The sequence below is a fragment of the Chloroflexus sp. MS-CIW-1 genome, assembly GCF_030444705.1.
Lineage (GTDB): Bacteria > Chloroflexota > Chloroflexia > Chloroflexales > Chloroflexaceae > Chloroflexus.
The window spans coordinates 2,091,600-2,113,518 of the sequence record NZ_JAUBWR010000001.1 but is presented as its reverse complement, the minus strand read 5'-3'; the positions used below and the strand labels follow the sequence as shown (position 1 = coordinate 2,113,518).

The following is a 21,919-nucleotide window of genomic DNA, read 5'->3' as shown; positions in this document are numbered from 1 at the left end:
TCTCAGGCAACAGGAGTCTGAAAACGTTGAAAACCCCTCTTTGCACAACGAACCAGCACAACCCTCTTTGCTACCACAGATAATGCAAAACGCGGTACAATGTGTCATATGAGGCTTGGGCACACATCCGACAATTTTTGTAACGAGGAGTGCAGTATGCAACCAGAGTGGAGCGGTGATCCCGAAGTCAAACCAGTATTGCTCGCTGTTACGTTGACCGGAGCAATTGCATTTCTGCTCATGGTCTGGCTGTTTGCTTTCTACTGGTGACGCCATCACCACAATTGCGCCTTCCTCCTGAGTTGGAGGCAGGCGCAATCTATTCTTGCTAAATCGAAATTTACTGGTACAATAATTGACAAGTCTAGGATACGGACTATGCCAGAAATCAGTAACTGCGACTCACCACAGATTGAAGCCTACCGCCTCTTCCTGAAACTCCACCGTCGCTTTCAGGAGTTAAATCGGGAAGAGTTTCGCCCTTACGATCTTTCGACGCCGCAGTATGCTATCCTGTTCTACGCTACAGAAGAGGGAGTACCGCTCAGTTATATCTGTAATGAGATGCTGGCCGACAACTCGAATCTGACCCGACTGGTTGACCGCTTAGAACGTCGTGGTCTGGTGCGGCGAGCCACCGATCCGCGCGACCGCCGGGTCACACTCGTTCAACTCACTCCGGCAGGTAAGGCACTGATTGATGAACTACGTCCCCGCCATCGCCGTCTGGTTGAGCAGCGTCTGAGTTATTTATCGGCTGAAGAACTGGCGGCCTTTCATCAGGCAATGCAGCATCTGTACGAAGCGTTGCTCACGCATCAGGATCACGAAGACACCGACTGATTATGCGATCAATTCAAGCCCGTGCGACAATGCGCCGTTCGGCGATGTTTCGCGCACTTCGTCACCGCAATTATCGCCTATTTTTCTATGGGCAACTGATTTCGCTGACCGGCACATGGATGCAAAGCGTAGCACAGGGCTGGCTTGTCCTGCGATTGACCGATTCACCTTTTCTCCTTGGATTGGTGGCGGCAGCCAATTCGTTGCCGGTACTGTTGTTCTCCCTCTTTGCCGGTACAATTGCTGATCGCTTTCCCAAACGTCGGATTTTGCTGATTACCCAATCTACTGCAATGCTGCTGGCGGCTACGCTGGCCGGCCTAACCCTCAATGGTATCGTGCATATTACCCATGTTCTGATCCTTGCGCTTTTGTTAGGTATCGTTAATGCGTTTGATGCGCCGGCCCGTCAGGCATTTACCGTCGAGATGGTGGGCCGCGAAGATTTGTTAAATGCGATTGCGCTGAACTCTTCCATCTTCAACGGTGCACGTACTATCGGACCAGCGGTAGCGGGTATCGTCGTTGCCTGGATTGGGGAAGGGCCGGCTTTTTTGTTCAATGCACTTAGTTTTGGCGCGGTGTTGACCAGTCTATCTCTGATGCACCTCGACACTCAGCGATTACCTGCTGCCCGCCACGGCAATACCGTGCGCGCGGGGCTACACTACATTATCCATGAACCCAATGTTCGCGCCCTCTTACTGCGCGCCGGTGCAGTAAGTTTTTTCTATTTCGTCCATATTCCGCTCTTACCGGTCTTTGCACGCGATGTTTTGCACATCGGTGCTGCCGGTTTGGGCTGGTTATCGGCCTCTAGTGGATGTGGTTCACTGTGTGCCGCACTTATCCTTGCCCAGCTCGGCGATCATGCACCACGCGGGAAACTTTTAACCGTTGCAGCCCTACTGTACGCCCCTCTCCTGATCAGTTTTACTCAAACCCGAATTGTACCGCTGGCACTCCTGCTGATTGGACTGTGCGGTTGGGCAGGTGTTACCACGATGGCGCTCACCAATACCCTGATTCAATTGATCGTGCCCGACGATCTGCGCGGACGGGTAATGAGTGTATTTACCCTGTCACTGATGGGGATGAGTCCGTTGGGTGGGATGCTGGTCGGCAGTGTTGCTGAGCTGGTCGGTAATGTGCCGATGGTCGTCGCCGGTAGTGCCTTCATCGGATGGCTCTTGGTGTTGAGTGTAGAATGGCACGCGCCACAATTACGTCAATTGTAACCGCACCTGCGCAGGCTATGGTTGCCGTTCAATGATTTCAGCAAATCGTTCAAGCGGTTGCAAGCCGATCAGCCGAATCTCGCCTATCTCGAAAACCGGTTGCACGCGAATACCACGCTGTCGCTGCTCGGCGTCGAGATTTTCTGCCAATTGCTGGGTAGCTCCCCCTTCCAAACACGTGGTAAACGTCGTGACAGTAAGGCCTAATTCAGCCGCGTACCTGCTCATTAGGTTCGGTAAATCGGCGTCGCGAGTTGTCGCCACCTCACTCTGCCGTGCAAAGAGTAATTCGTGCATCGGCCAGAAAGCATCTTGTTCCCCGGCACAAAATGCCGCCGCAGTGGTCACAAGCGAAGCAACGCCGTGGTTGAGTACCGGACGGAAGATGTACAAAATCTTGCCGGTAACGACGTAACGTTCAATCAATACTGGTTCGACCGTCAACACGTGACGGCGGCACGCCGTTCAGAGAAAGTCTGAATAATCGATCAGGGTGAGCGGCGCTGCCGGATCGCCGAGGGTGAATGCACCATTCGCATCACGGCCAACCAGTGCTCCCCGATAGGTTACGGCTAGCATTGGTGTTGGAGTTGCGGCTACTGCAACGGGAGAAGTTGGCGTGATCGTTGAAGCGGTCGTACTGGTTGGTTCAACAATGATCGCTGGTGACGTAGAAGGAGTTGCAGTGGGTAACGACGACGGCGATTCGGTCGTCGGTACTGATGAAGTGCAGGCCGCCAGAATTAGCAGGATAAATAACCAAAAGAATGAACGTATCAAACAAACCTCCTCATCTAGGTGTGCGGGCCTCTGGCCCGCGTTGTACGATCTGCGAGTGGAACCTATCGTTTCCCCAGGCCCCCCGCAAACACGCTAGCCGGGTGCGCGGGCCTCTGGCCCGCGTTGTACGATCTGCGGTTGGAACCCATCGTTTCCCCAGGCCCCCCGCAAACACGCTGCGCTGGGTGCGCGGGCCTCCGGCCCGCGTTGTACGATCTGCGGTTGGAACCCATCGTTTCCCCAGGCCCCCACTCACTCCTAGCACCTATCTCCTCTCCTACGGCGCCGGTACGCAGGATGGTCGGTCCGTCAACCATGGGGCAAAAGTGATATTACTGCCCACGGCATCGCCAGTCCCCTGCGGATTAACATCAGGTTCATACGGACCAGAAGCGTGCCCCCACCAGTTATTGCGCATATCAAGCGCAATCTCACTAGCAGCCCCGCGACCGATCCCATACGTAAGGTACGTTGGTCGAATCACCGGCGTGTGGCCTTCAAACAGATTTTGCTCGATCCGCAATGGCATCAGGAATCCACCTTCGGGCCTGACCTGTACGGTTTCACTACGCAGGCTTAAACCCAAATCACCCCCGATCAGGGCATTGCAGATCAAGGTACCCTGTAACATACCGTTCGTCGTGAGCTGTATATTCACACTACCATCGCGGAAGAGGTTCCCTTCTATTGTGAGATTAAGGGTTTCGCGTGCATTCTGATTCGCGATCCGCACCATTGGCGCACCAGCACTGAGACGATTACCGCCAATTCGGTTCCCGACGAGCGTTACGCTGTTGCCACGGCTGTACGCCGCCTCAAATGCAGCTCCAAATGGCACATCATTACCGGCAATTTCGCTCTGCGCTAGTTCGAGCCGCGAATCGACCACCAGGACTCCACCACCGTTATCGGTAATCCTGCTAAAACGCACTACCAGCCCGCCTTCTTCACTCACCAGTACGGTTCCACCCAGGCCACCACCACGAATGTCGGTATGCTCAAGCGCAATAAAACCGCCAGGACGGCCATAGATACCACTCCAGCGGGCGCCGGTAGCACCAATAAAACGCACCGGACGGCCAGGTTGGCCGAGAGCAATCAACCGACCACCATCAACATAAATCGAGACTCCCGGCGCCAGACGTACCTCTACGCCTGGTTCAATGATCAACTCGCTGCCGGGCGGCAGTTGTACATCTCGGTTGAGCACGATTGGCCCCTGATCACTCGTCCAGCGCGTGCTGCCACGCAATACCAGCGCCGGTACCGGTGTTGGCAGGGGTGTCGAAGTCGGCAACGGAGTCGCGGTTGGCGGCGGCGGATTGGTTGGGCTGTCATCAATGATGAGATCGGCGCTCGTTGGGGTGGGGGGCGGTGGGAGTGTTGGCGGTGGTGGCGCAGTTGGCAGTGGCGGGATGGTTGGTGGAGGCAGAGTTGCGGTTGGAATAATCGTTGGCAGTGTCGGTGGCGTGCCTTCTGGTACCGGATACGCCGGGACAGCGGTTTCGGTCTGCGTAGCCTCGGCCCGCACAGTTGCAGCCAGCGCAGTCGTTTCCAGCACGACACTGGTCTGGGTTAGAGCCAGGTCTACTGTTGGCGTCGTTGCCACCGGGTAGGCGGGAGGTGTTGGCACCACGCCTCCGGCCGGCGTTGTTGCTTCGGGATATGCAGCGCCCTGCGTCGGTGGACGAGCTAACGGAGAACCCGTCGGTGGCGGCACATTTACGTTGCTGCCAGGCGAAAAGAAAAAGGTGAGAGCAACTCCTAAGCCGAGCAATGTAAGTGCACCGATCAACAACCACGTATCACGGCTCAGACGGGGATTTGGCGCTGATGGTTCAGTCTCGGACACGAATCAGCCTCCACTCTCATTCAAATGCCTTTCGTGTATCTTATCACATGACGCACGATGACGCTCAACCATACGCCGATCAGCCCTCAAACAACCAACCATGCCAGCTCTGTCAACATCTCAATTGAGGTTAATCCACCGTGCAAACCACGATACTCGAATAACCGACCAGGGGGATATTCCCAAATAATCGCTTCACCGGGCGCAGGTAGAATGACCAGCTCACCCAACCGTGACGCTAGCCGCTCGCCAGGCTTTGGCCCAAAATAGCCGGCTGCCATCAACTCAGCGCCGGTCACAACCGTTGCACGTTCACCGAGCAGGCGCTGCAAGTTTATCTGAACCTCACCAACAACTGCTGGTTGTACATGGAGCACCGTCACCCGCGGCGAACCGGAAGGAGGTAAAGGCCGCCGATCTCCCCCCTGACGGAAAAAGCGTTCTAGGTCAGGCCATAGACGGTTAAGAACAATTACTTGCAGCGGATCAACCGCAACCTGCCCATGATCAGCAGTGACGAACAGCACTGCCGGTTTTGGAGCTGACTTTAACACCGGCAAAAGATGCTGCTCAAGCTGATCAAGAGTGGTCACAATTTCGGCATTAACCTGGGCAGATTCAGGACCGTACCGGTGCATCGCAACATCAACAGCATCGATGTATACGTGATAGAAGGTTGGATTCACCTGACGCTCAAACAACGTGTGCAAACGTCCCGCTGCATCAGCAATATGCTGAAACGGTACAACTAATGCACCACGGCACAAGGTACGGGTATACACCGAATGGGCAAGCGTCGTTGGCAACAGCACAACACTATCAACTGCTGCCGTTTTTAACTGGCGGTAGAAGCTCGCCGCAGGGTAGACTTCGCTCGGATCGACACCATACGCAACCAGACCATCGGCCTGGCGCTCGAAGTAGGGCGAGAAGAGTAACGAACCAATGACCGCCTGAAGATGAGGGTCAAAGATATGCCATTCATAAATCCCGCTCTGATCGGCTGCCAGACCGGTATGCAGCAAGGTCACGTGCACCGCAGTGGAAGAAGGAAATGCAGTTGTCAATTGGCAAATCTGCCCCTCAGTAAGGAAGCGGCGCAAAAAGGGGAGTCGTTCGAGATAGCGATGAAAGAAATACCAGCCAAGCGAATCGATCATCAGCAGCACCACCGTCGCCGGTCGTGATGGGAGCGCGTGAGCAATAGGTAGTGGTGGCAGGTCGGCAGCAGCTCCGGTCAGCAGATACGCCATAGTCGATGGAATCTGGGCAAATCCATACGAATTGTACAACGGAACAACCCGATCAGAACCCTGAAATGCAGCGGCTATCGCAGCAGTTGACTCTTCGAGCAGCATAGGAAACTCCTGATAGAAGACGGGTACATAGATACTGTAGCACAACAGAAAGAGAAGTGAGAGCGTCTGAAAAAATCCGCACGCTTATGAACAGATGGAAGGCTGTCGGATTACGTTCGATACGGTTCACTTACAGAGCAGCACCAACAGCCATTACCTCGCTGCCGATGACTCCGCACCCACGCAGTCGTCCAGATACACGAGCTGCCCGCCTTCGTGGTATGGTGAGCAAGGGGAAGACATTGGCTCGCGGATGAGCACATCATCGGGGACGGGTTTGAAACCCGCCCCTACCGTGCGTTGCCGGATACTATCGGCCTCCCCACAAAGAGTGTGGCCGCAGACCACGGTTGGAACAGAAAGCTGCCACTGCTACGCACGTTGCGGTGCGCGTTTCGCGTTCCCTCTCATCTCTTCGCACCTCTGATCGAGAGCTATAGGTTCCCTGGGTGCGCGGGCCGCTGGCTCGCGTCGGCCAGGAATGCTGGAGACGGACATTTCAGCGGGAGGGTTGAGAACCCGCCCCGACAAGGAAGGGACAGACGTTATCGGCGAGACAAACAGTGGTGGGCAGCGCACAGTCAGAACGGAAAGCCGTGCGCCTCTACACGCACTACGGGATATGGAGAGAAACCCGCATCTTCTTCACGCTGCTACGCACGTTTCGCGTTCCCTCTCATCTCTTCGCACCTCTGCTCGGGAGGGTGAAAACGTTGAAAAGCTCTATCTGGTACAGACGTATCTGGAACACAGATAGCGAATGTGATATAATAGAAAAAACGTTCTACCAATCTACATCATCTTTTGACGCGGGTATGCTCGCCTCTAAACAAAGGTATCTATCACATGAACGGCATGCTGTACCGCCGAAAAATTCTTCTAGCATTCATAGACATCTTTGGTGGCACAATCGACAAGCTGTATCTGCAAAAAATGCTCTTCTTGCTTGGTCAGCACCAGGAAAAACCGGTCTATGAATTTATTCCCTACCACTACGGCAGCTATTCATTCACTGTACAGTGGGACATCAATGCGTTGTGTGACAGAGCGTTGTTACAGGAAGATGAGTATACGATCACCCTTTTGGAAAAACGGGATTACCTGCAAGGTCTTCATCCTCGTGATGCCCAGACTATGCATGCACTGTGGTCGAAATACCGAAAGACATCGAGAAATGAGTTGTTGCAAGAGCTGTATGAGCAGTATCCATACTACGCCACTCGCAGCAAACTGCTCAACGAAGTTTTGGGAAAGGAAGCTCAACAACGAGTAGAACAGTTCAGGCATGTGGAACAGCGTACCGTATTATTTACCGTTGGCTATGAAGGGCGCTCGCTTGAGCATTATCTCAATATCTTGATCAGAAATGGTATCAACCTGTTGGTAGATGTTCGGAACAATCCGGCGAGCATGAAACCGGGATTTAGTAAGCGTCAGTTAGAACGAATATGCAAACTTGTTGACATTGAATACCGCCACTTTCCAGAAGTCGGTATTGCCCCTGAATTGCGGAAAGGCTTAAGGGCACAAGACGATTACGACGATCTATTTGCTGCATATCGACGCACGATATTGCCGACCACACTCCCAACGCAGCGCGAAATCTTGAACCTGCTCCAGCAATACAGGCGGATTGCCCTTACATGCTTTGAAGCTGAGAGCCAACGCTGTCACCGTCGTCATCTGGCCGAGGCTATCAGCAAGTTACCAGGTTTTACTTACGATGTCATACACCTCTGAAGGTATCGTCATGCGAACGAAGGTGCTGATCACCGTTAAGACGTATCCCACCATCTCGGTCAAATACGATGAACTGGTCTGTACAGCCGGATTTCGTGAGGATGGTTCATGGGTAAGGATTTATCCAATTCCTTTTCGTAAAAAAACCTACGACGAACGGTACAAAAAGTATGACTGGATCACCATTGATTTGGAAAGAAACGAACGAGATTTTCGTCCAGAGAGCTATCGACCAGTACCCGGATCAAAAATAGAAGTTGTCGGCCATATCGATACGAAGCGTTTTTGGGAGGAGCGTAAGCGTATCTGTCTGAAAAAGGTCTACGACAACCTTGCTGAGCTGATTGCAGAGGCAAAGAATCCGCAGATTCGTACATCACTGGCTACTTTCAAACCTACAGAGATCCTTGATTTCTATGCCGAACCAACTGACAGAGAGTGGGATATGAAAAAAGTTGCGCAAATTCAGGCAAGCAGACAACAATTAAGACTATTCTCTGATGAAGAAGAAGACTTGGAGAAAGAATTTGAGATAGTACGGAAGCTTCCCTACACTTTCAAATATCGATTTAGAGATAGTGACGGAAAAGAAAGCAATTTGATGATAGAAGATTGGGAGACGGGACAACTTTTCTGGAATTGTCTGCTGAGACATGAAGGAGACGAACGAAAGGCGATTGAAGATGTTCGTCGAAAGTATTTCGATGATTTTGCTAAGACAAAAGACCTATACTTCTTCTTAGGGACGACGCTACAATATCATCAAAGGGCACCCAACCCATTTATCATCATCGGTACATTTCACCCGCCGAAGGATGAACAGTTGAGAATGTTCTGATAGGTTTAGTCACACCGCCAGCCATAATCATCGCTACGGCGCCGGTACTGCAATCGTGATCAGACGATGCGTAAGTTCAACCGTTCCATCAACGATGACCCGGTCGCCAATACACGATACAAGAGTCAATCGCTCATCACCCGTGGGCAGAATGTATTGCACTTGATCGGGAGTCACGCGCTCTTTGCGAGCCACGACGTAGCGAAACGTTGTCCCATCAGCACTGTAGAGGAATATCTCACTCCCAACAGTCAGGCGATCAATGTTGGCAAAGGGAGCTGGAATCTGAGGAGCTTTGCGAAAGCGCAGCACATGCCCCCACAACACGATATTCTCACCCTGCCCCGGCTTGGCGCTGTAGATGTACCAGCCGACGTCGTGATCGGGAACAACCGGCACATTGTTCGCATCAAGCCCTACCGGTATCAGGGTTCGGTCGAGTTTTATTTCTGGAATAACCAGCCGAACAGGTGTACGGTCGCCTACCGGTGATGGGGTTGCCAGAGGTGTTGCAGTTGCCGACAGCACGGGTGTGGAAGTAGGTGGTGCCGTCGGTGTAACCAAAGGTGTTGGGGTGCTTGTTGGTGGTGACACCGGTGTTGGCGATGGGGTAAACGTAGGCGTAATCGGTGTTGGCGTGATGATCGTGGCGGTTGGAGTATACGCTTTTGGCGAGAAGATCATTGGTGATGGTCTGGTAAGATCGGCGCCTGCGGTCGTTTCGCTACACGCACTCAAGATTAGGCAGCCGGTTAGCACTATCAGTAGCATTCGCATTGTGTTGACCTCGGTACTGTCAGGATACCCCTCTTTAGCCTACCACAAGTTTCCTTCCCGATAGCCCGGGCTGATCGGTTATACTGAGAACAGTGATCGGAAAAGGGCGCAATAGTTGACCTTTTCCCTACAGCGAGAGTCAGGAAAGGCTGCAAGCTATTGCAAAAAAGTTGTTTACCAACACGACTAGATGACACTAGTTAGATTTTCGCGTGATACTACATACTCCATTGGACAAGAACCATGTCAGTTAGGAATGAGAGAAATATGCGCACATTGACGGTATATCATCTTGGTCGTATCGCATATACTGCGGCATGGGATATTCAGCGCCAATTAGCCCACAAGCGTTCGCGCGGTCAGATTGGTGATGCGCTGCTGGTGCTTGAACATCCACCGACAATTACCCTAGGCAACAAGGCACGTCCTGAGCATGTGCTTGCCTCACCTGCCGAGTTAGCCGCACGCGGTGTGGTGGTCGTTCAGAGTGATCGAGGTGGGGAAGTGACCTATCATGCGCCGGGACAACTGGTTGCTTACCCGATCTTCAAACTCTCGCAGCACGGCAGTGATGTTGGCCGCTATGTGCGTGGGTTGGAAGAGAGTGTGATTCGGGTGTTAGCCGACTACGGTCTGATTGGCGAGCGTATCGCGGGCTTAACCGGGGTTTGGGTGCGAAACGGTGCGGCGAAAATCTGTGCCATTGGTGTGAAGCTTAGTGCAAGTGGCGTGACGACCCATGGCCTGGCGCTCAACATTGATCCAGACCTCAGTGGCTTTGAGTTGATCGTTCCCTGTGGGATCATGGATCGCGGTGTAACGTCACTGGCTAACGAACTCGGTATCGTACCATCCTTTGCCGAGGTTACTGAACGACTTATTGCAAGGATGTGCGAGGTGTTTGAACTGGTGCCACGTGAAGAGGTGTTGTTAATGGCATAGCTTGTTTTTCGAGGGTTGACATTTTATATCGAATATCTACTTTTATCTTATCTTTTTAGAGTTTGTATTTACTTCTATTTAGTGAAGACAAAAAATCTCTTTCTTCTCACCGGATTTTGCATTCCCGAATAATGACACCTTTCTTACCATTCATGATACAATAGCAACACACTGGCAATAAAAGATTTGTGCACAACAAACCTTTTCAGCCCAGAGCACTGGCATGTAGTTTCACTATTTGTATCGATTCGGAGGTATGTATGTCGAAAGATACGGTACAGGAGATAGTGGATGAACTTGGATTTGGAGTTATCCCGAATATCTTTGCCCATGCTCAAAGCACCGATATACAGACAGCACTCTGGAAAGCCTTCCGTCATGTGGTGCTGCGTGGAGTGTTGCCGCGTACAGTGAAAGAGATGATGGGAGTTATCAGTTCACAGTCTCGTGGATCACGATACGCTGCCGAAATTCATCTGCATGCTTTGATGGTTCAGGGGTTGGAAGCGAGTTTGCTCGATTCGTTACGTCGTGGCGAAATCTTACCGACACTACCCACTCGTGTTCAGGCATTACTCCGTTTTGCTCAGGCTGCAACTGCTTCACCTGATACACATCTTCTGGAGGAACTGCGTGAGTCAGGTCTGAGCGATATTGAAGTGCAAGAGGCAGTCGCAGTCGTAGGGGTATTTGCGTTCATTAATACCTGGACGGATTTGCTGAACATTCCGGTCGATAAGGTATGAGTCTTGAGACGCTGTTAGTACGGTTGCTGCTCTTACACGAAACAGCAACCGGTTATACGAATCTGCCGGTTTCTGGTGTCCTCGACCACGCTCAACGCTATGTAGGCTGGATATTCGAGCTTGGGAAGCTCAGGGTGCTTGATCCTGACTCTGCCCAGGGACTTCCCAGCCGTGGTCGGATTGCCGGGGGATATGGCGCTTACTTTTTCGGCCCTCCTTATCCAATGTATCTTCTCCTTGAAATACCCAATATCGATGATCCAACAGAACTGCGACTAGCAGCTCTCTTCTGTGATTATTTACTTTCGGCTCTGTATGCCGCAGGACATCGCGAAGAACTTGAGCGACAGGCTCGATACGATTGGCTAACCGGTTTAGGGAATCGACGTGCGCTTGAGCGGCGATTGGCGGATAGTCTTCCGACAGGATGGGGATTAGCATTCCTTGATCTCGATAATCTCAAAATAGTGAATGATAGTCAGGGTCATCTTGCGGGCGATCGATTACTACAGTATTTTGCCGATTCCCTCCGGCAGTCAGGGTTCGAGGCGTACCGTTTAGGAGGTGATGAGTTTGCAGTGTTGTTGACTAAACAGCAGTTGGAAAAGCTCTACCGAGCTATTGCCGGTTTTCAGGTTAGCTATGGCTTGGCTTGGGCCGAAGAGGGTGATGGTATGGTGTTGGTAACATTGGCTGATGAACGCATGTATGAGCAGAAGCGTCGAAAGAAAGCTCTTCACTGAGTTTTTCGCAATCTGCGGTACAATATGTATGCCAATCGAATCGTTATCTGATCGTGTGACCTGATCGACGATCACTGGAAGGCGAGAACGCCAATGGCAGAACTTATCCCACTTAGTGATGTAGGTGTGGCGCAATCTACACCGACTGCAACCAACCGACCACGTCGCCCTGAATGGCTGAAGGCGCGGGCGCCGGGTGGTGTCAACTATCACGATGTGTTACGCCTGATGCGCGAGAAGAATCTGCACACCGTTTGTGAAGAAGCCCGCTGTCCAAATATTGGCGAATGCTGGAATCATCGCACTGCGACGTTCCTTTTGCTTGGCGATATTTGTACCCGTGGTTGCCGGTACTGTGCAATCGGCAAAGGGAAGCCGAAACCAATTGATGAACAAGAACCTGAACGGGTGGCCGAATCGGTTGCCCATCTAAAGCTGAAGTTTGCCGTGCTGACCTCGGTCAATCGTGATGATGTGCCCGATGGTGGTGCGCATATCTTTGCCCGCACTATTGAACTGATCCGACAGAAAGTGCCCGATTGCAAGGTTGAAGTACTCATTCCCGATTTTGATGGGAATTGGGATGCACTGGCAACAGTTTTAGCAGCCGAGCCGGATGTGCTTAACCATAACATCGAGACGGTGCCACGTCTGTTTCGACGGTTCCGACCTCGGGCAAAGTTCGAGCAGAGTATCGAGTTGTTGGCCCGTGCCAGGGCTGCGCGACCGCATTTGGTGACCAAGAGTGGTATGATGGTGGGCGCTGGCGAGACGAATGAGGAAGTCTTTGAGGTGATTGATCGCTTGCGTGAGGTCGATGTGAATGTGCTGACGATAGGCCAATATCTAGCCCCTGATGCAAGCTACTGGCCAGTCCATCGCTACGTCACGCCTAATGAATTTGCCGAGTTTCGTCGCTACGCTCTGGCACGAGGCTTTACCCACGTTGAGAGTGGCCCACTGGTACGATCAAGCTACAATGCTCACCTCCACGTCGGTGCGGCTCAACACTAAGCGTTTCCAAGAGCGCAGGGTTCATCGGTCATCTGCGCTCTTGCCTATCATTTCAATGCGGTCGTATGATTGGACGATGCAGCGATTGGTGGATCGCTGCTCTAAAAAGAAAGGGTTATACGGTGAGCGAACAGGTATACGATCTGGTAATCCTTGGCTCAGGACCGGGCGGATACGTTGCAGCCATTCGGGCCGCCCAGCTTGGGATGAAGACGGCTATTATTGAAGTTAATGCGCTCGGTGGCGTTTGTCTCAACATTGGATGTATTCCCACCAAAGCGTTGCTGCACAGCGCCGATCTGCTGGAAGAAGTGAAAGAGGCGAAGCGTTTTGGCATTAATGTAGAGCACGTCACCTTCGAGCTGACCGGTGCGATGAAGCATAAGGATACAGTCGTCAAGCAGAGTACTGACGGTGTTGCGTTTTTGATGAAGAAGAATAAAATCGAGGTTGTTGCCGGTCGTGGTCGCCTGATCGGACGAGGTCAAGTACACGTGCAATTGAACGAGGGTGGTGAGCGCGTGCTGGCGGCCAAACATATCATCGTCGCCACCGGTGGTCGGCCTCGTCCCTTCCCCGACATTCCTTTCGATGGCGAGCGAGTGCTCTCCTCAACCGATATGCTGAATCTGAAGACGGTTCCGGCCAGCCTGTTGGCTATTGGCGCTGGTGCGATTGGAGTTGAATTTGCGTCGATGTTTCGTTCCTTCGGGAGCGAGGTGACGATTGTTGAAGCGCTCCCGCGGATTGTGCCTAACGAAGATGAAGAGGTAAGCGCTGAATTGACCAAGGCATTCCAGCGGCGTGGGATCAAGACCCTGGCCGGTGCAAAAGTCGAAGGGGTTGATGTTGGCGGTGATAAGGTGGTTGTTACTGTGGTGGATAACACCGGTAAACCGCAACAAATCGCTGTCGAGAAGCTGCTGGTCTCGATTGGCATTGCGCCAAACACTGAGAACATCGGCCTGGAAGAGGTCGGTATCAAAGTGAACAGTCGTGGTTTTATCGAGACTGATGGCTTCTTGCGCACCAGCGCCGAGGGGATTTACGCAATTGGCGATTGTACAGCCAATACCCCATGGCTGGCCCACAAGGCCAGTGCTGAAGGCATTCTGGCCGCTGAACATATCGCCGGTCATCATGTCACCCCAATTGATTACGGTAAAATCGCTGCCTGTACCTATTGCAATCCCGAAATTGCCAGCGTTGGCCTTACCGAAGCCAAAGCACGTGAGCGCGGCTATCAGGTAAAGGTGGGTAAATTCCCCTTCTCGGCCAATGGTAAGGCGCGGGTCATTGGTCAGACCCGTTTCGGCTTTATCAAACTGGTGGCCGATGCCCAGTACGATGAGATTTTGGGCGTTCACATGATCGGCCCACGGGTGACCGAGATGATTGCCGAAGGTGGTATTGCCCTCAGCCACGAGGCTACCGGCGAGAGCATGATGCAAACGATCCATGCCCATCCGACGCTCTACGAGGCTATTGGTGAAGCTGCCCATGCGCTGGTGCATGGATCACCGATACATCTCTGAGCATCTCCAGAATGGTGTGAGGAACGGTGGCGGGCAACGCATAAGTCTCTTCGACGCGATGGAACCAGGTGGCACCGGGTTTAGCGCTAGTGCTGCAGAGCACGCCTGGCAGTCCTCACCTTCCCCCCTAGCCTCCTTCCTCTCCCCGTGTAGGAGAGGAAGGGGGAACAGAGCATGGCTGGCGCGAAAGCATATCGTTACCCCCTTGTGCAATGGTCGCACGGGTACAGTACGTGCCCAATGAGAAATCTGGGTTTTTGATCAGGCTCTGATAGGAATGGCGATCCTTTCCTGATTATCACCCATCATACGGAGCGGATTCTAGACCCGCTCTGTATGATGGATCGATTCGGTGTACCAGCGGCTTCGGCTGCTCCTGCTCAAGATATATCGGTGATCTGCCCAAGGTGATCGCGACGGAAGATCAAGGTCTCTGCTATGCGTCGATACCTTCCTCTCTTTGCAATACTGGTTTTTCTCGGTGGCTGTGCCGGTCGTTCGTTCATCCCTGAGCCGGTGCTAGCTCCCCCCGATGCAGCGGCGCAGGTGCAATACCTGCTCCCACCGACATTTGCTGATGACTATGAGGTGTTGCCAGAACCGACCCCTTTTGCCGATGCGAAGGGTTTTTTAGTTGCCCTGCGTCCACGTGGTGGGACGGCGACGATCACTATTGCTGGTGGTTCAGCAGCTCGTGGGATATGGGAGCAGTATCAACCGAGCGCGGGCAGTGATCGGGTGAAGCAGACGTTGTTACGAGGCGTGCGTGGCATTGCTATCTTTGATCCAGACCTGATTACTATGGCCTGGGTGGCTGAGGGAGTGCCGTATTTTGTCTCGGTCACGACGGCTGATGATAAGACGGTGCAAATCTTTATTAACGCACTGGCCGTGTATGATAAGAGTACGTGGCAACAGCGGGTACTTCAGTAGATATGCAACACCGCTGGGCAGTTTAGGAAGTAGATTCTCGGAGTGATCTGCGACCAACCCTCTGTTGGCTCTACGATACGCACATCGGTACATTGCAGGGGCGGGTTCCTAAGCCGCCCCCATTGCCTGAACCGCAGTCGTTTGCATCAGTTCCCACAAAGCCGCTACATCAGCATGTTCGGTTGGCTCGGCGCCGATACTGATGCGCACCATCCAGCGTCCATCGAGCATCGCCGGGGTTACGTATGCGGCACCGCTAGCATTAATCATCCCTACCCAGCGCAACGTATGACGATCAAGATCATCACCACTAAGGCCAGGCGGTTCGTGACGGACGCAAACTGTTTGTAATGGTACCGGGGCTAATCTGCGCCAATGCGGCGTAGTATCGATCTGTTCTGCCAACCAGCGGGCATTGGCGAGGTCACGACGTAAACGAGCGCGTAACCCCTCGGCACCTTCACAACGCAAGAGAAAGTAGAGTTTCAAAGCGCGGAAGCGTCTTCCTAGTGGAATGCCCCAATCACGATAGTTCGTCACTGCACCATCAGCACTGGTTTGCAGGTAGCTCGGATTCGTCGACATAACCCTGATCAGGTGTTGTGGATCGCGCACGTAGTAGAGCGAGCAATCAAATGCGGCACCCAACCACTTATGCGGATTGAGAACCAGACTATCAGCGTACTCGATGCCCTGCCACAAATGCCGACATTCGGGGAGTATCATCGCTGAACCGGCCATAGCAGCATCGACATGGAGCCAGATTCCCTCACGCTGACACAGTTCGCCAATCGGTTCAAGGGGATCACAGGCTGTTGTGGCAGTGGCGCCGATGCTGGCAACAACCGCACAGGGTACACGTCCGGCAGCACGGTCGGCGGCAATCGCCGCTTCAAGCGCATCAACGCGCAGTTCAAATTGATTATCGACCGGCAACAGGCGCAGGTTTTCGCGCCCAAAGCCAGCCAGGAGGGCAGCTTTTTCCACCGAGCTATGGCTCTGCGTTGAAGTGTAGACGACCAGCGGCTGGGGAAGAGCTTGCAGGCCACCGCGCACCTGACTATGGTCGCTGGTGCGTTCACGGGCACACAAGAGCGCAACCAGCGTGCTGGTACTGGCCGTATCCTGAATTACCCCACGCCAGGCCTCGCTCAGACCGAGCAACTGCCGCATCCAGTCAGTTGTCAGTTCTTCCAGCTCGGTCAAAGGAGGACTGGCCTGCCAGTTGAGTCCTAACTGACCGAGTCCACCGCTGAGCATATCACCGAGCAGCGAAGCCAGGCTGGCATTGGCCGGAAAGTACCCAAAAAAGCGTGGATGCTGCCAGTTAGAAAGACCGGGAATAATCAACCGTTCAACATCGGCAAGGATGGACTCTGGCGGTTCGGGATGTTCAGGGGGATTCGCCGGTAACTGGCTGCGTAGCTCACCGGGACGCAACTGTGACCAGACCGGTCGGCTGGCGATGGTCCTCCGATAATCGGCGATCATATCGACAATTTGATACCCGAGACGCCGGAATTCATCAGGGTGCATAGTGTACTCCTCAGAACTGTGTAGTGAGTTTACTGAATTGTACCGCATCACAGCCAGGAGACATACAAAACGCGAATCCGTGCAGGTTTGCGCGAGGCAATGCGGAGTGTGCCCAAAGACCACGGTGCTCGTATGCTAACATCACGTGAACGCCGTGAGAGAAGAAGAGTCTTTGTCTGTCAGGCATGATCTTGGCGCGTGAGACCGGCTAAAAGTAAAACAGCCGCCGAAACTGGCGGCTGTCTTATTGGCTCCCCAACCTGGATTCGAACCAGGAACCCGCTGATTAACAGTCAGCTGCTCTACCGTTGAGCTATTGGGGATTGATTTCGCCTGAGAGTATAGCACAAGTTGCCAAAACGTGCAAGTGGCTCAATGGGTGTAGCGCCCAACGACCCTCACCTATCCCCTTGCCCTTTCAACAAAGGGGAAGAAGAAAAGGGAACAGCACTGCCTCTCCGATCCGATTCGCCCCCTTTTTCGCCCCCTTTCGGCGGTCGAAACGGGGAGCTACGCACCTCCGCAGATGAGTTGTGAACCCGCCTTTCCTCGCTCTTCGCTGTTCGCCAGACACTCTCTCGTATCTTTGACGTGAAGGAAAAAACATATTACACTTCAAACAACTTTCCTGGTGCTTTCAACCTGCCACTTGCTGTTCTACAATGTCGTTGCTTAACGAGAAAGGAGAGGGGACATGATGTCGCCACGCGAATTTATCATGCCGTCACAGATGGTGATTGGCTCAGGTGCTGTTGAACAGGTTGGTACGCAATGCGCGAAGCGGGGCTGGCAGAAGGCATTAATCGTTACCGATCAAATTATGCAAAAGCTCGGTGTGGTTGGTCAGGTCGAGCAGAATCTAGCCAACCACGGCATTAGCAGCGTGGTCTATGCTGGTGTCAATACTGAGCCGGTTGTTGAATATGTACAAGAGGGGTTAGCGGCGTATCGTGAGGGTGGTTGTGATTTCGTCGTCGCCGTGGGTGGTGGCAGTCCAATCGATACGGCGAAAGCCATTGCCGTTCTCGTCACCAATCCCGGCTCAATCGAACAATACAAGGGTATCGGTAAAATTCCTGCGCCTGGCGTTCCGGTTGTTGCCATTCCCACGACTGCCGGTACTGGGAGTGAAGCTACGATCTACACTGTAATCACCGATCAGAAGACCGATGTTAAAATGCTGATCGGTAGCCCTTATCTGATGCCTACGATTGCGATTGTTGACCCCATGCTAACCATCTCGTCACCACCGAGTGTGACTGCGGCAACTGGTGTTGATGCGCTAGTGCATGCGATTGAAGCATACGTTTCGGTCAAACGTCAGCCAATGACCGATGTCTTATGTCTGTCGGCCATTGAACTGATCGCCGGTAATATTCGTCAAGCCTGGGCAAACGGCAACAACATCGAGGCTCGCGAGAAGATGATGTTAGGCGCGACTCAGGCCGGAATTGCGTTTAGCAACTCATCGGTCGCTCTCGTTCACGGAATGTCGCGTCCGATTGGCGCCTACTTCCACATCGCGCATGGAGTTTCTAATGCGGCACTGCTGGCTGTAGTCACAGAATTCAGCCTGGTCGGCGATCCAAAGCGCTACGCCGACATTGCCCGTGCCATGGGTGAACCAATAGAGGGTCTGTCGTTGATGGAAGCGGCTGATCGAGCGGTCGTTGCTATTCGCCGTCTGGTGCGCGACATTAAAATCCCCTCGCTCCGTCAGTTGGGTGTTGAACGTGAACGGCTGATGGAACTGGCTCCAGCGATGGCCGATGCTGCTATCGATAGCGGTAGTCCGGCGAATAATCCACGCAAGCCTACCAAACAAGAGATTATTGAGTTGTATGCAAAGGCATACGACGAAGGCGATCGGATGGCGTAGGGGCCGGTGAATGAAGTGCATTGAGCCATAACAAAGGGCGTGAGGGTTGATCGTATCACCCTCACGCCCTTGACCAATCGTGATACTGGTTGCAGATCAGTTACGCCACTTTCGGCAAATGATCGTCGTTCCCTCACCCTCTTTCGACTTAATATCAAACTCGTCCATCAAGCGTTTTGCACCGGGCAGCCCCATACCCATACCGCGTGATGTGCTATACCCATCTTGCATCACCAAATCGATATTCGGAATACCAGGCCCCTGATCTTCACAAATAATCTCGATCCCCTTTCGCGAACCCTTCTCAATATCACGCACCGTAACGTTACCGGTACCCGCATAGAGAAAGATATTTCGGGCCAGCTCGCTCACGGCGGTCGCGATGCGTGCCTGATCTATTGGTCCAAAACCGAGCGCCTTGGCCATATCGCGAGCCATGGTGCGCGCGATGACAATATCAAGGTCACTTCGGATGACAGCAGTCTTACTCTGCGCCATCGTCGCTCTCCTCACTGGTCATCCGCTGCATCATAGCCAGCCCCTTTTCGAGATTGAGGGCCGTGAGCACACGCGGTAGTTCAAGTCCTAATTCAACCAATGTAATTGCGACTGCCGGTTGCAGACCGGTCAGCACAACTCGTGCACCCATCAATCCGGCCATCGCGGCAATGTCGGCAATCAGTCGACCGATAAAGCTATCAACAACATCGAGAGCTGTTAAATCGATGATCACACCTTTTGCTCGGGTGTCATGAATCTTTTGCAATAAGTCATCTTTAAATTGTACCGCCGAGGCATCGTGTAATGCCACCTGGATCGAAGCGATCAGAATGTCGCCAATTTTCAATATCGGAATGCGCAGATTATCCAAGATGCCGCTCCTCTACCTCTTCAGTGAGCATTTGCCTCAAAGCTATATTATCACACAACTGCCAGTACTCCGGCAACGACAAAACTGGCCAGGAGTGGAACACTCAGGTTATCAGTTCCGTGGGGCGAGACTCCTTCGGCAATTGTTGCGGCCAAAGCAGCTATGAGACTTGCAATCAGGGCTGCATTAAAGCCTATCGGTACGCTTTGTGGACTAAGCGCCGATCCTGGCGTCAATAACAAGGTGAGCAGCATCGCCACGAAGCTGGCAGCGAACATAGCTGCCGATCCTTCAAACGAGCGTCGCCCTCGACCAATCTGGTAGTGGTGCCGTCCCCAACGTTTGCCAACGATAGCCGCCAGGGCATCGCCCCAGGTCATCGCCATTGTTCCGGCTGCGGCAATATATCCGCGATCATCAGGGGAATTGGTGCGCCAGAAGATCAGAAATAATAATGTGATTGACAGGGCGAAGTAAACAGTTCCAGGCGTACTGTCGGGCGCATCTACCGATTCCAGGAGCCGGAAACGGTAGAATATAAAATTAAGCACAATAAAGGTGGCGAAGGGAATAATCCCAATCGTCCAGTTTTCAAATAACGCCAGAACACCGAATACCCACATCCCGGCACCAATGTGGACGAATTTACGGGTGAAATCTTGTGGATAGCCTCGCCAACGGCGAATGACTTCAGCAATGATGAGGAGCCCAAATGCGTATCCGAACGAGGTCACCAGTCCGATGAGATCACGTGTACTCATAGTGATGCCGGGCGCTAATGATGGCGAAACTCGCCTTCTATTCTATTCATGTACTGTCAAGTCGTCAATTGACGCCCGATCATAGTGGTGAACATTTAATGACAAATTGCTATGCCTGTCGTTTAGAACACGGAAGGCTATGGCACAAGGTGGGGTACGGCACGCGGAGGGAGACTGGGAGTCATACCTTCTCGACCACAGGCGAAGACCATCACTGAAATCGCAGCCGTTTTTGCAGTCTTCTCCTCATCGTTTCGGTCTGAAATGTCTCTCGATCAATGATGCATTTTATTATACAGGCAGTTACCCAAACGCGCTCATCGTATGACACACAAGAGCACTTTCCAACGGTCTTTCCCTACTTTCTCTCCCCAGGCGGAAGCGGAAGGGAGCTAGGGAAATTGAGGCGGAGGCACGCCCCGCTGCACGGGCAACGAAAACACTGAAAACCTCTACGACCATGCTCACGCTTTGTCGCAACCCTCAGCTATGGTACACTATCAAAGCAACAGCATACAAGACAGAGTGATCTATGCTGGCAATCATTATTGTATCCTGGAATGTACGCGACCTGCTTCGTCGTTGTCTCACTGCTGTGCAATCGTCGCTCGCGGAGGGTAACCTGACCGCTGAGATCATCGTGGTTGACAATGATAGCCGCGATGGAACGGTAGAGATGCTCAGGAAGGAATTTCCTGCCGTGCAGCTTATTGAAGCGGGGGCCAACCTCGGCTTTACTACCGGCAATAATCTTGCCCTGCGTACCCTGCTTGAACGACCAGACGGTGGTCCGGAGTTTATCCTCTTGCTCAACCCAGACACTGAACCGCAAGCGGATGCGATTCCCCAACTGGTTACTTTTTTGCAAGAGCATCCGGCAGCCATTGCGGTTGGACCCCGTTTACGTTACAGTGATGGCAGTCAACAATCATCACGCCGCCGCTTCCCGACACCGCTGACCATGATCTGGGAAAGTACCCCCTGGGAACGGCTCTGGCCGCATAACCCATGGGCACGTGCGTACCACTGTCTTGACCGCTCTCCCGATCGGGTGCAACGAGTAGGCTGGCTGGTTGGAGCGGCGTTGCTGGTACGAACAGCAGCCATTCGGAAAGCCGGTCTCCTCGATGAACGCTTCTTTATGTACAGTGAGGAACTGGAGTGGCAGTGGCGTTTACAGTGGGGCAGTCCGGTTGCTCCCCCACCTAACCGCTCCCGACGTGAGCATGTTGATGTATGCAGTCAAATCTGGTATCTGCCGACAGCGGTTGTGGTGCACCACGAAGGCAAAAGCAGTGAACAGGTTCCACTTACTCGCCACCGCTACTTTCAGCAGAGTCGTCTGCTCTTGGCCCGAATCTGGTATGGCTGGCTCACGGCAGCCCTGTTACGCCGCCTGATCTGTCTGGGGTATCAATATGAATTGATCATAGAGGCAATGAAATTAGTGATTGGTCACCGCCCTGAACTCCGCCGACAACGAATTGTACTATACCAACAAGTGTTGTACACACTACAGAATGATCGATAATA

At 52.9% G+C, this 21,919-nt stretch carries 20 protein-coding genes and 1 tRNA gene; 12 read left to right on the top strand and 9 right to left on the bottom strand.

Going from position 1 to position 21,919, the window contains the following annotated elements:
* The first annotated feature begins 378 nt into the window (after positions 1–378).
* Positions 379–843 carry a MarR family winged helix-turn-helix transcriptional regulator gene (locus QTO31_RS08520; RefSeq protein WP_031461008.1) on the top strand — a complete coding sequence of 155 codons (465 nt, stop codon included), beginning with the start codon at positions 379–381 and terminating at the stop codon, positions 841–843.
* Between the two features lie 2 nt (positions 844–845).
* Complete coding sequence (locus QTO31_RS08515; RefSeq protein ID WP_301428757.1) at positions 846–2,081, top strand: MFS transporter; 1,236 nt, start codon at positions 846–848, stop codon at positions 2,079–2,081.
* A gap of 15 nt (positions 2,082–2,096) precedes the next feature.
* On the opposite strand, the gene QTO31_RS08510 is transcribed toward QTO31_RS08515, so the two are convergent.
* The 3 genes from QTO31_RS08510 to QTO31_RS08500 all read right to left on the bottom strand — a co-directional run bounded on the left by QTO31_RS08510 (position 2,097) and on the right by QTO31_RS08500 (position 6,071).
* Positions 2,097–2,861: an Rcas_1661 family thioredoxin-like (seleno)lipoprotein gene (locus tag QTO31_RS08510; RefSeq protein WP_301428756.1), complete on the bottom strand. Its 765-nt coding sequence runs from the start codon at positions 2,859–2,861 to the stop codon at positions 2,097–2,099.
* Positions 2,862–3,138: 277 nt separating this feature from the next.
* Complete coding sequence (locus tag QTO31_RS08505; protein ID WP_301428755.1) at positions 3,139–4,713, bottom strand: hypothetical protein; 1,575 nt, start codon at positions 4,711–4,713, stop codon at positions 3,139–3,141.
* An 86-nt stretch (positions 4,714–4,799) separates the two neighbouring features.
* Entirely contained in the window at positions 4,800–6,071 is a 1,272-nt protein-coding gene (locus QTO31_RS08500) for an alkaline phosphatase family protein (RefSeq protein ID WP_301428754.1), read from the bottom strand.
* An 846-nt stretch (positions 6,072–6,917) separates the two neighbouring features.
* Here QTO31_RS08500 and QTO31_RS08495 point away from each other — a divergent pair.
* Positions 6,918–7,811 (top strand): DUF488 domain-containing protein, encoded by an 894-nt coding sequence (locus QTO31_RS08495; protein WP_301428753.1) that lies wholly within the window; start codon positions 6,918–6,920, stop codon positions 7,809–7,811.
* Positions 7,812–7,821: 10 nt separating this feature from the next.
* Entirely contained in the window at positions 7,822–8,649 is an 828-nt protein-coding gene (locus tag QTO31_RS08490) for a hypothetical protein (protein WP_301428752.1), read from the top strand.
* Between the two features lie 33 nt (positions 8,650–8,682).
* On the opposite strand, the gene QTO31_RS08485 is transcribed toward QTO31_RS08490, so the two are convergent.
* Complete coding sequence (locus QTO31_RS08485; RefSeq protein ID WP_031458650.1) at positions 8,683–9,426, bottom strand: class F sortase; 744 nt, start codon at positions 9,424–9,426, stop codon at positions 8,683–8,685.
* 267 nt (positions 9,427–9,693) lie between these two features.
* Between QTO31_RS08485 and lipB the strand changes: the two genes are divergently transcribed.
* The 6 genes from lipB (at position 9,694) to QTO31_RS08455 (ending at position 15,339) form a co-directional block, all read left to right on the top strand.
* Complete coding sequence (lipB, locus tag QTO31_RS08480) at positions 9,694–10,368, top strand: lipoyl(octanoyl) transferase LipB (RefSeq protein ID WP_031458649.1); 675 nt, start codon at positions 9,694–9,696, stop codon at positions 10,366–10,368.
* Between the two features lie 260 nt (positions 10,369–10,628).
* Positions 10,629–11,114, top strand: a complete 486-nt coding sequence (locus QTO31_RS08475; RefSeq protein WP_301428751.1) for a carboxymuconolactone decarboxylase family protein — start codon at positions 10,629–10,631, stop codon at positions 11,112–11,114.
* Positions 11,111–11,857, top strand: coding sequence for a GGDEF domain-containing protein (locus QTO31_RS08470; RefSeq protein WP_301428750.1), 747 nt, complete (start codon positions 11,111–11,113; stop codon positions 11,855–11,857). Before QTO31_RS08475 ends, QTO31_RS08470 begins: the two co-directional genes overlap by 4 nt.
* Before the next feature lie 93 nt (positions 11,858–11,950).
* Positions 11,951–12,871, top strand: coding sequence for a lipoyl synthase (gene lipA / locus QTO31_RS08465; protein ID WP_301428749.1), 921 nt, complete (start codon positions 11,951–11,953; stop codon positions 12,869–12,871).
* Positions 12,872–12,993: 122 nt separating this feature from the next.
* Entirely contained in the window at positions 12,994–14,406 is a 1,413-nt protein-coding gene (lpdA, locus tag QTO31_RS08460) for a dihydrolipoyl dehydrogenase (protein WP_301428748.1), read from the top strand.
* A 438-nt stretch (positions 14,407–14,844) separates the two neighbouring features.
* The gene (locus QTO31_RS08455) at positions 14,845–15,339 is read left to right on the top strand and encodes a hypothetical protein (RefSeq protein WP_301428747.1); all 495 of its coding nucleotides are present in this window, start codon (positions 14,845–14,847) and stop codon (positions 15,337–15,339) included.
* Positions 15,340–15,447: 108 nt separating this feature from the next.
* Here QTO31_RS08455 and QTO31_RS08450 read toward each other — a convergent pair whose 3' ends face one another.
* Both QTO31_RS08450 and QTO31_RS08445 read right to left on the bottom strand, forming a co-directional pair.
* Positions 15,448–16,875: a pyridoxal phosphate-dependent decarboxylase family protein gene (locus QTO31_RS08450; RefSeq protein ID WP_301428746.1), complete on the bottom strand. Its 1,428-nt coding sequence runs from the start codon at positions 16,873–16,875 to the stop codon at positions 15,448–15,450.
* 248 nt (positions 16,876–17,123) lie between these two features.
* Positions 17,124–17,198 (bottom strand) — tRNA-Asn (locus QTO31_RS08445).
* Between the two features lie 371 nt (positions 17,199–17,569).
* On the opposite strand from QTO31_RS08445, the gene QTO31_RS08440 reads away from it, so the two are divergent.
* Entirely contained in the window at positions 17,570–18,754 is a 1,185-nt protein-coding gene (locus QTO31_RS08440) for an iron-containing alcohol dehydrogenase (RefSeq protein ID WP_301428745.1), read from the top strand.
* Positions 18,755–18,850: 96 nt separating this feature from the next.
* Here the strand turns inward: QTO31_RS08440 and QTO31_RS08435 are convergent, their stop codons facing one another.
* The 3 genes from QTO31_RS08435 to QTO31_RS08425 are packed head-to-tail and all read right to left on the bottom strand — an operon-like array spanning position 18,851 to position 20,386.
* Positions 18,851–19,252, bottom strand: coding sequence for an anti-sigma regulatory factor (locus QTO31_RS08435; protein WP_028459873.1), 402 nt, complete (start codon positions 19,250–19,252; stop codon positions 18,851–18,853).
* On the bottom strand, positions 19,239–19,625 hold the full coding sequence (locus tag QTO31_RS08430) for an STAS domain-containing protein (RefSeq protein ID WP_028459872.1): 387 nt from the start codon (positions 19,623–19,625) through the stop codon (positions 19,239–19,241). Before QTO31_RS08430 ends, QTO31_RS08435 begins: the two co-directional genes overlap by 14 nt.
* Positions 19,626–19,675: 50 nt before the next feature.
* Entirely contained in the window at positions 19,676–20,386 is a 711-nt protein-coding gene (locus QTO31_RS08425) for a diacylglycerol/polyprenol kinase family protein (protein ID WP_301428744.1), read from the bottom strand.
* Between the two features lie 532 nt (positions 20,387–20,918).
* Between QTO31_RS08425 and QTO31_RS08420 the strand changes: the two genes are divergently transcribed.
* On the top strand, positions 20,919–21,917 hold the full coding sequence (locus tag QTO31_RS08420) for a glycosyltransferase family 2 protein (RefSeq protein ID WP_301428743.1): 999 nt from the start codon (positions 20,919–20,921) through the stop codon (positions 21,915–21,917).
* Positions 21,918–21,919 lie beyond the last annotated feature (2 nt).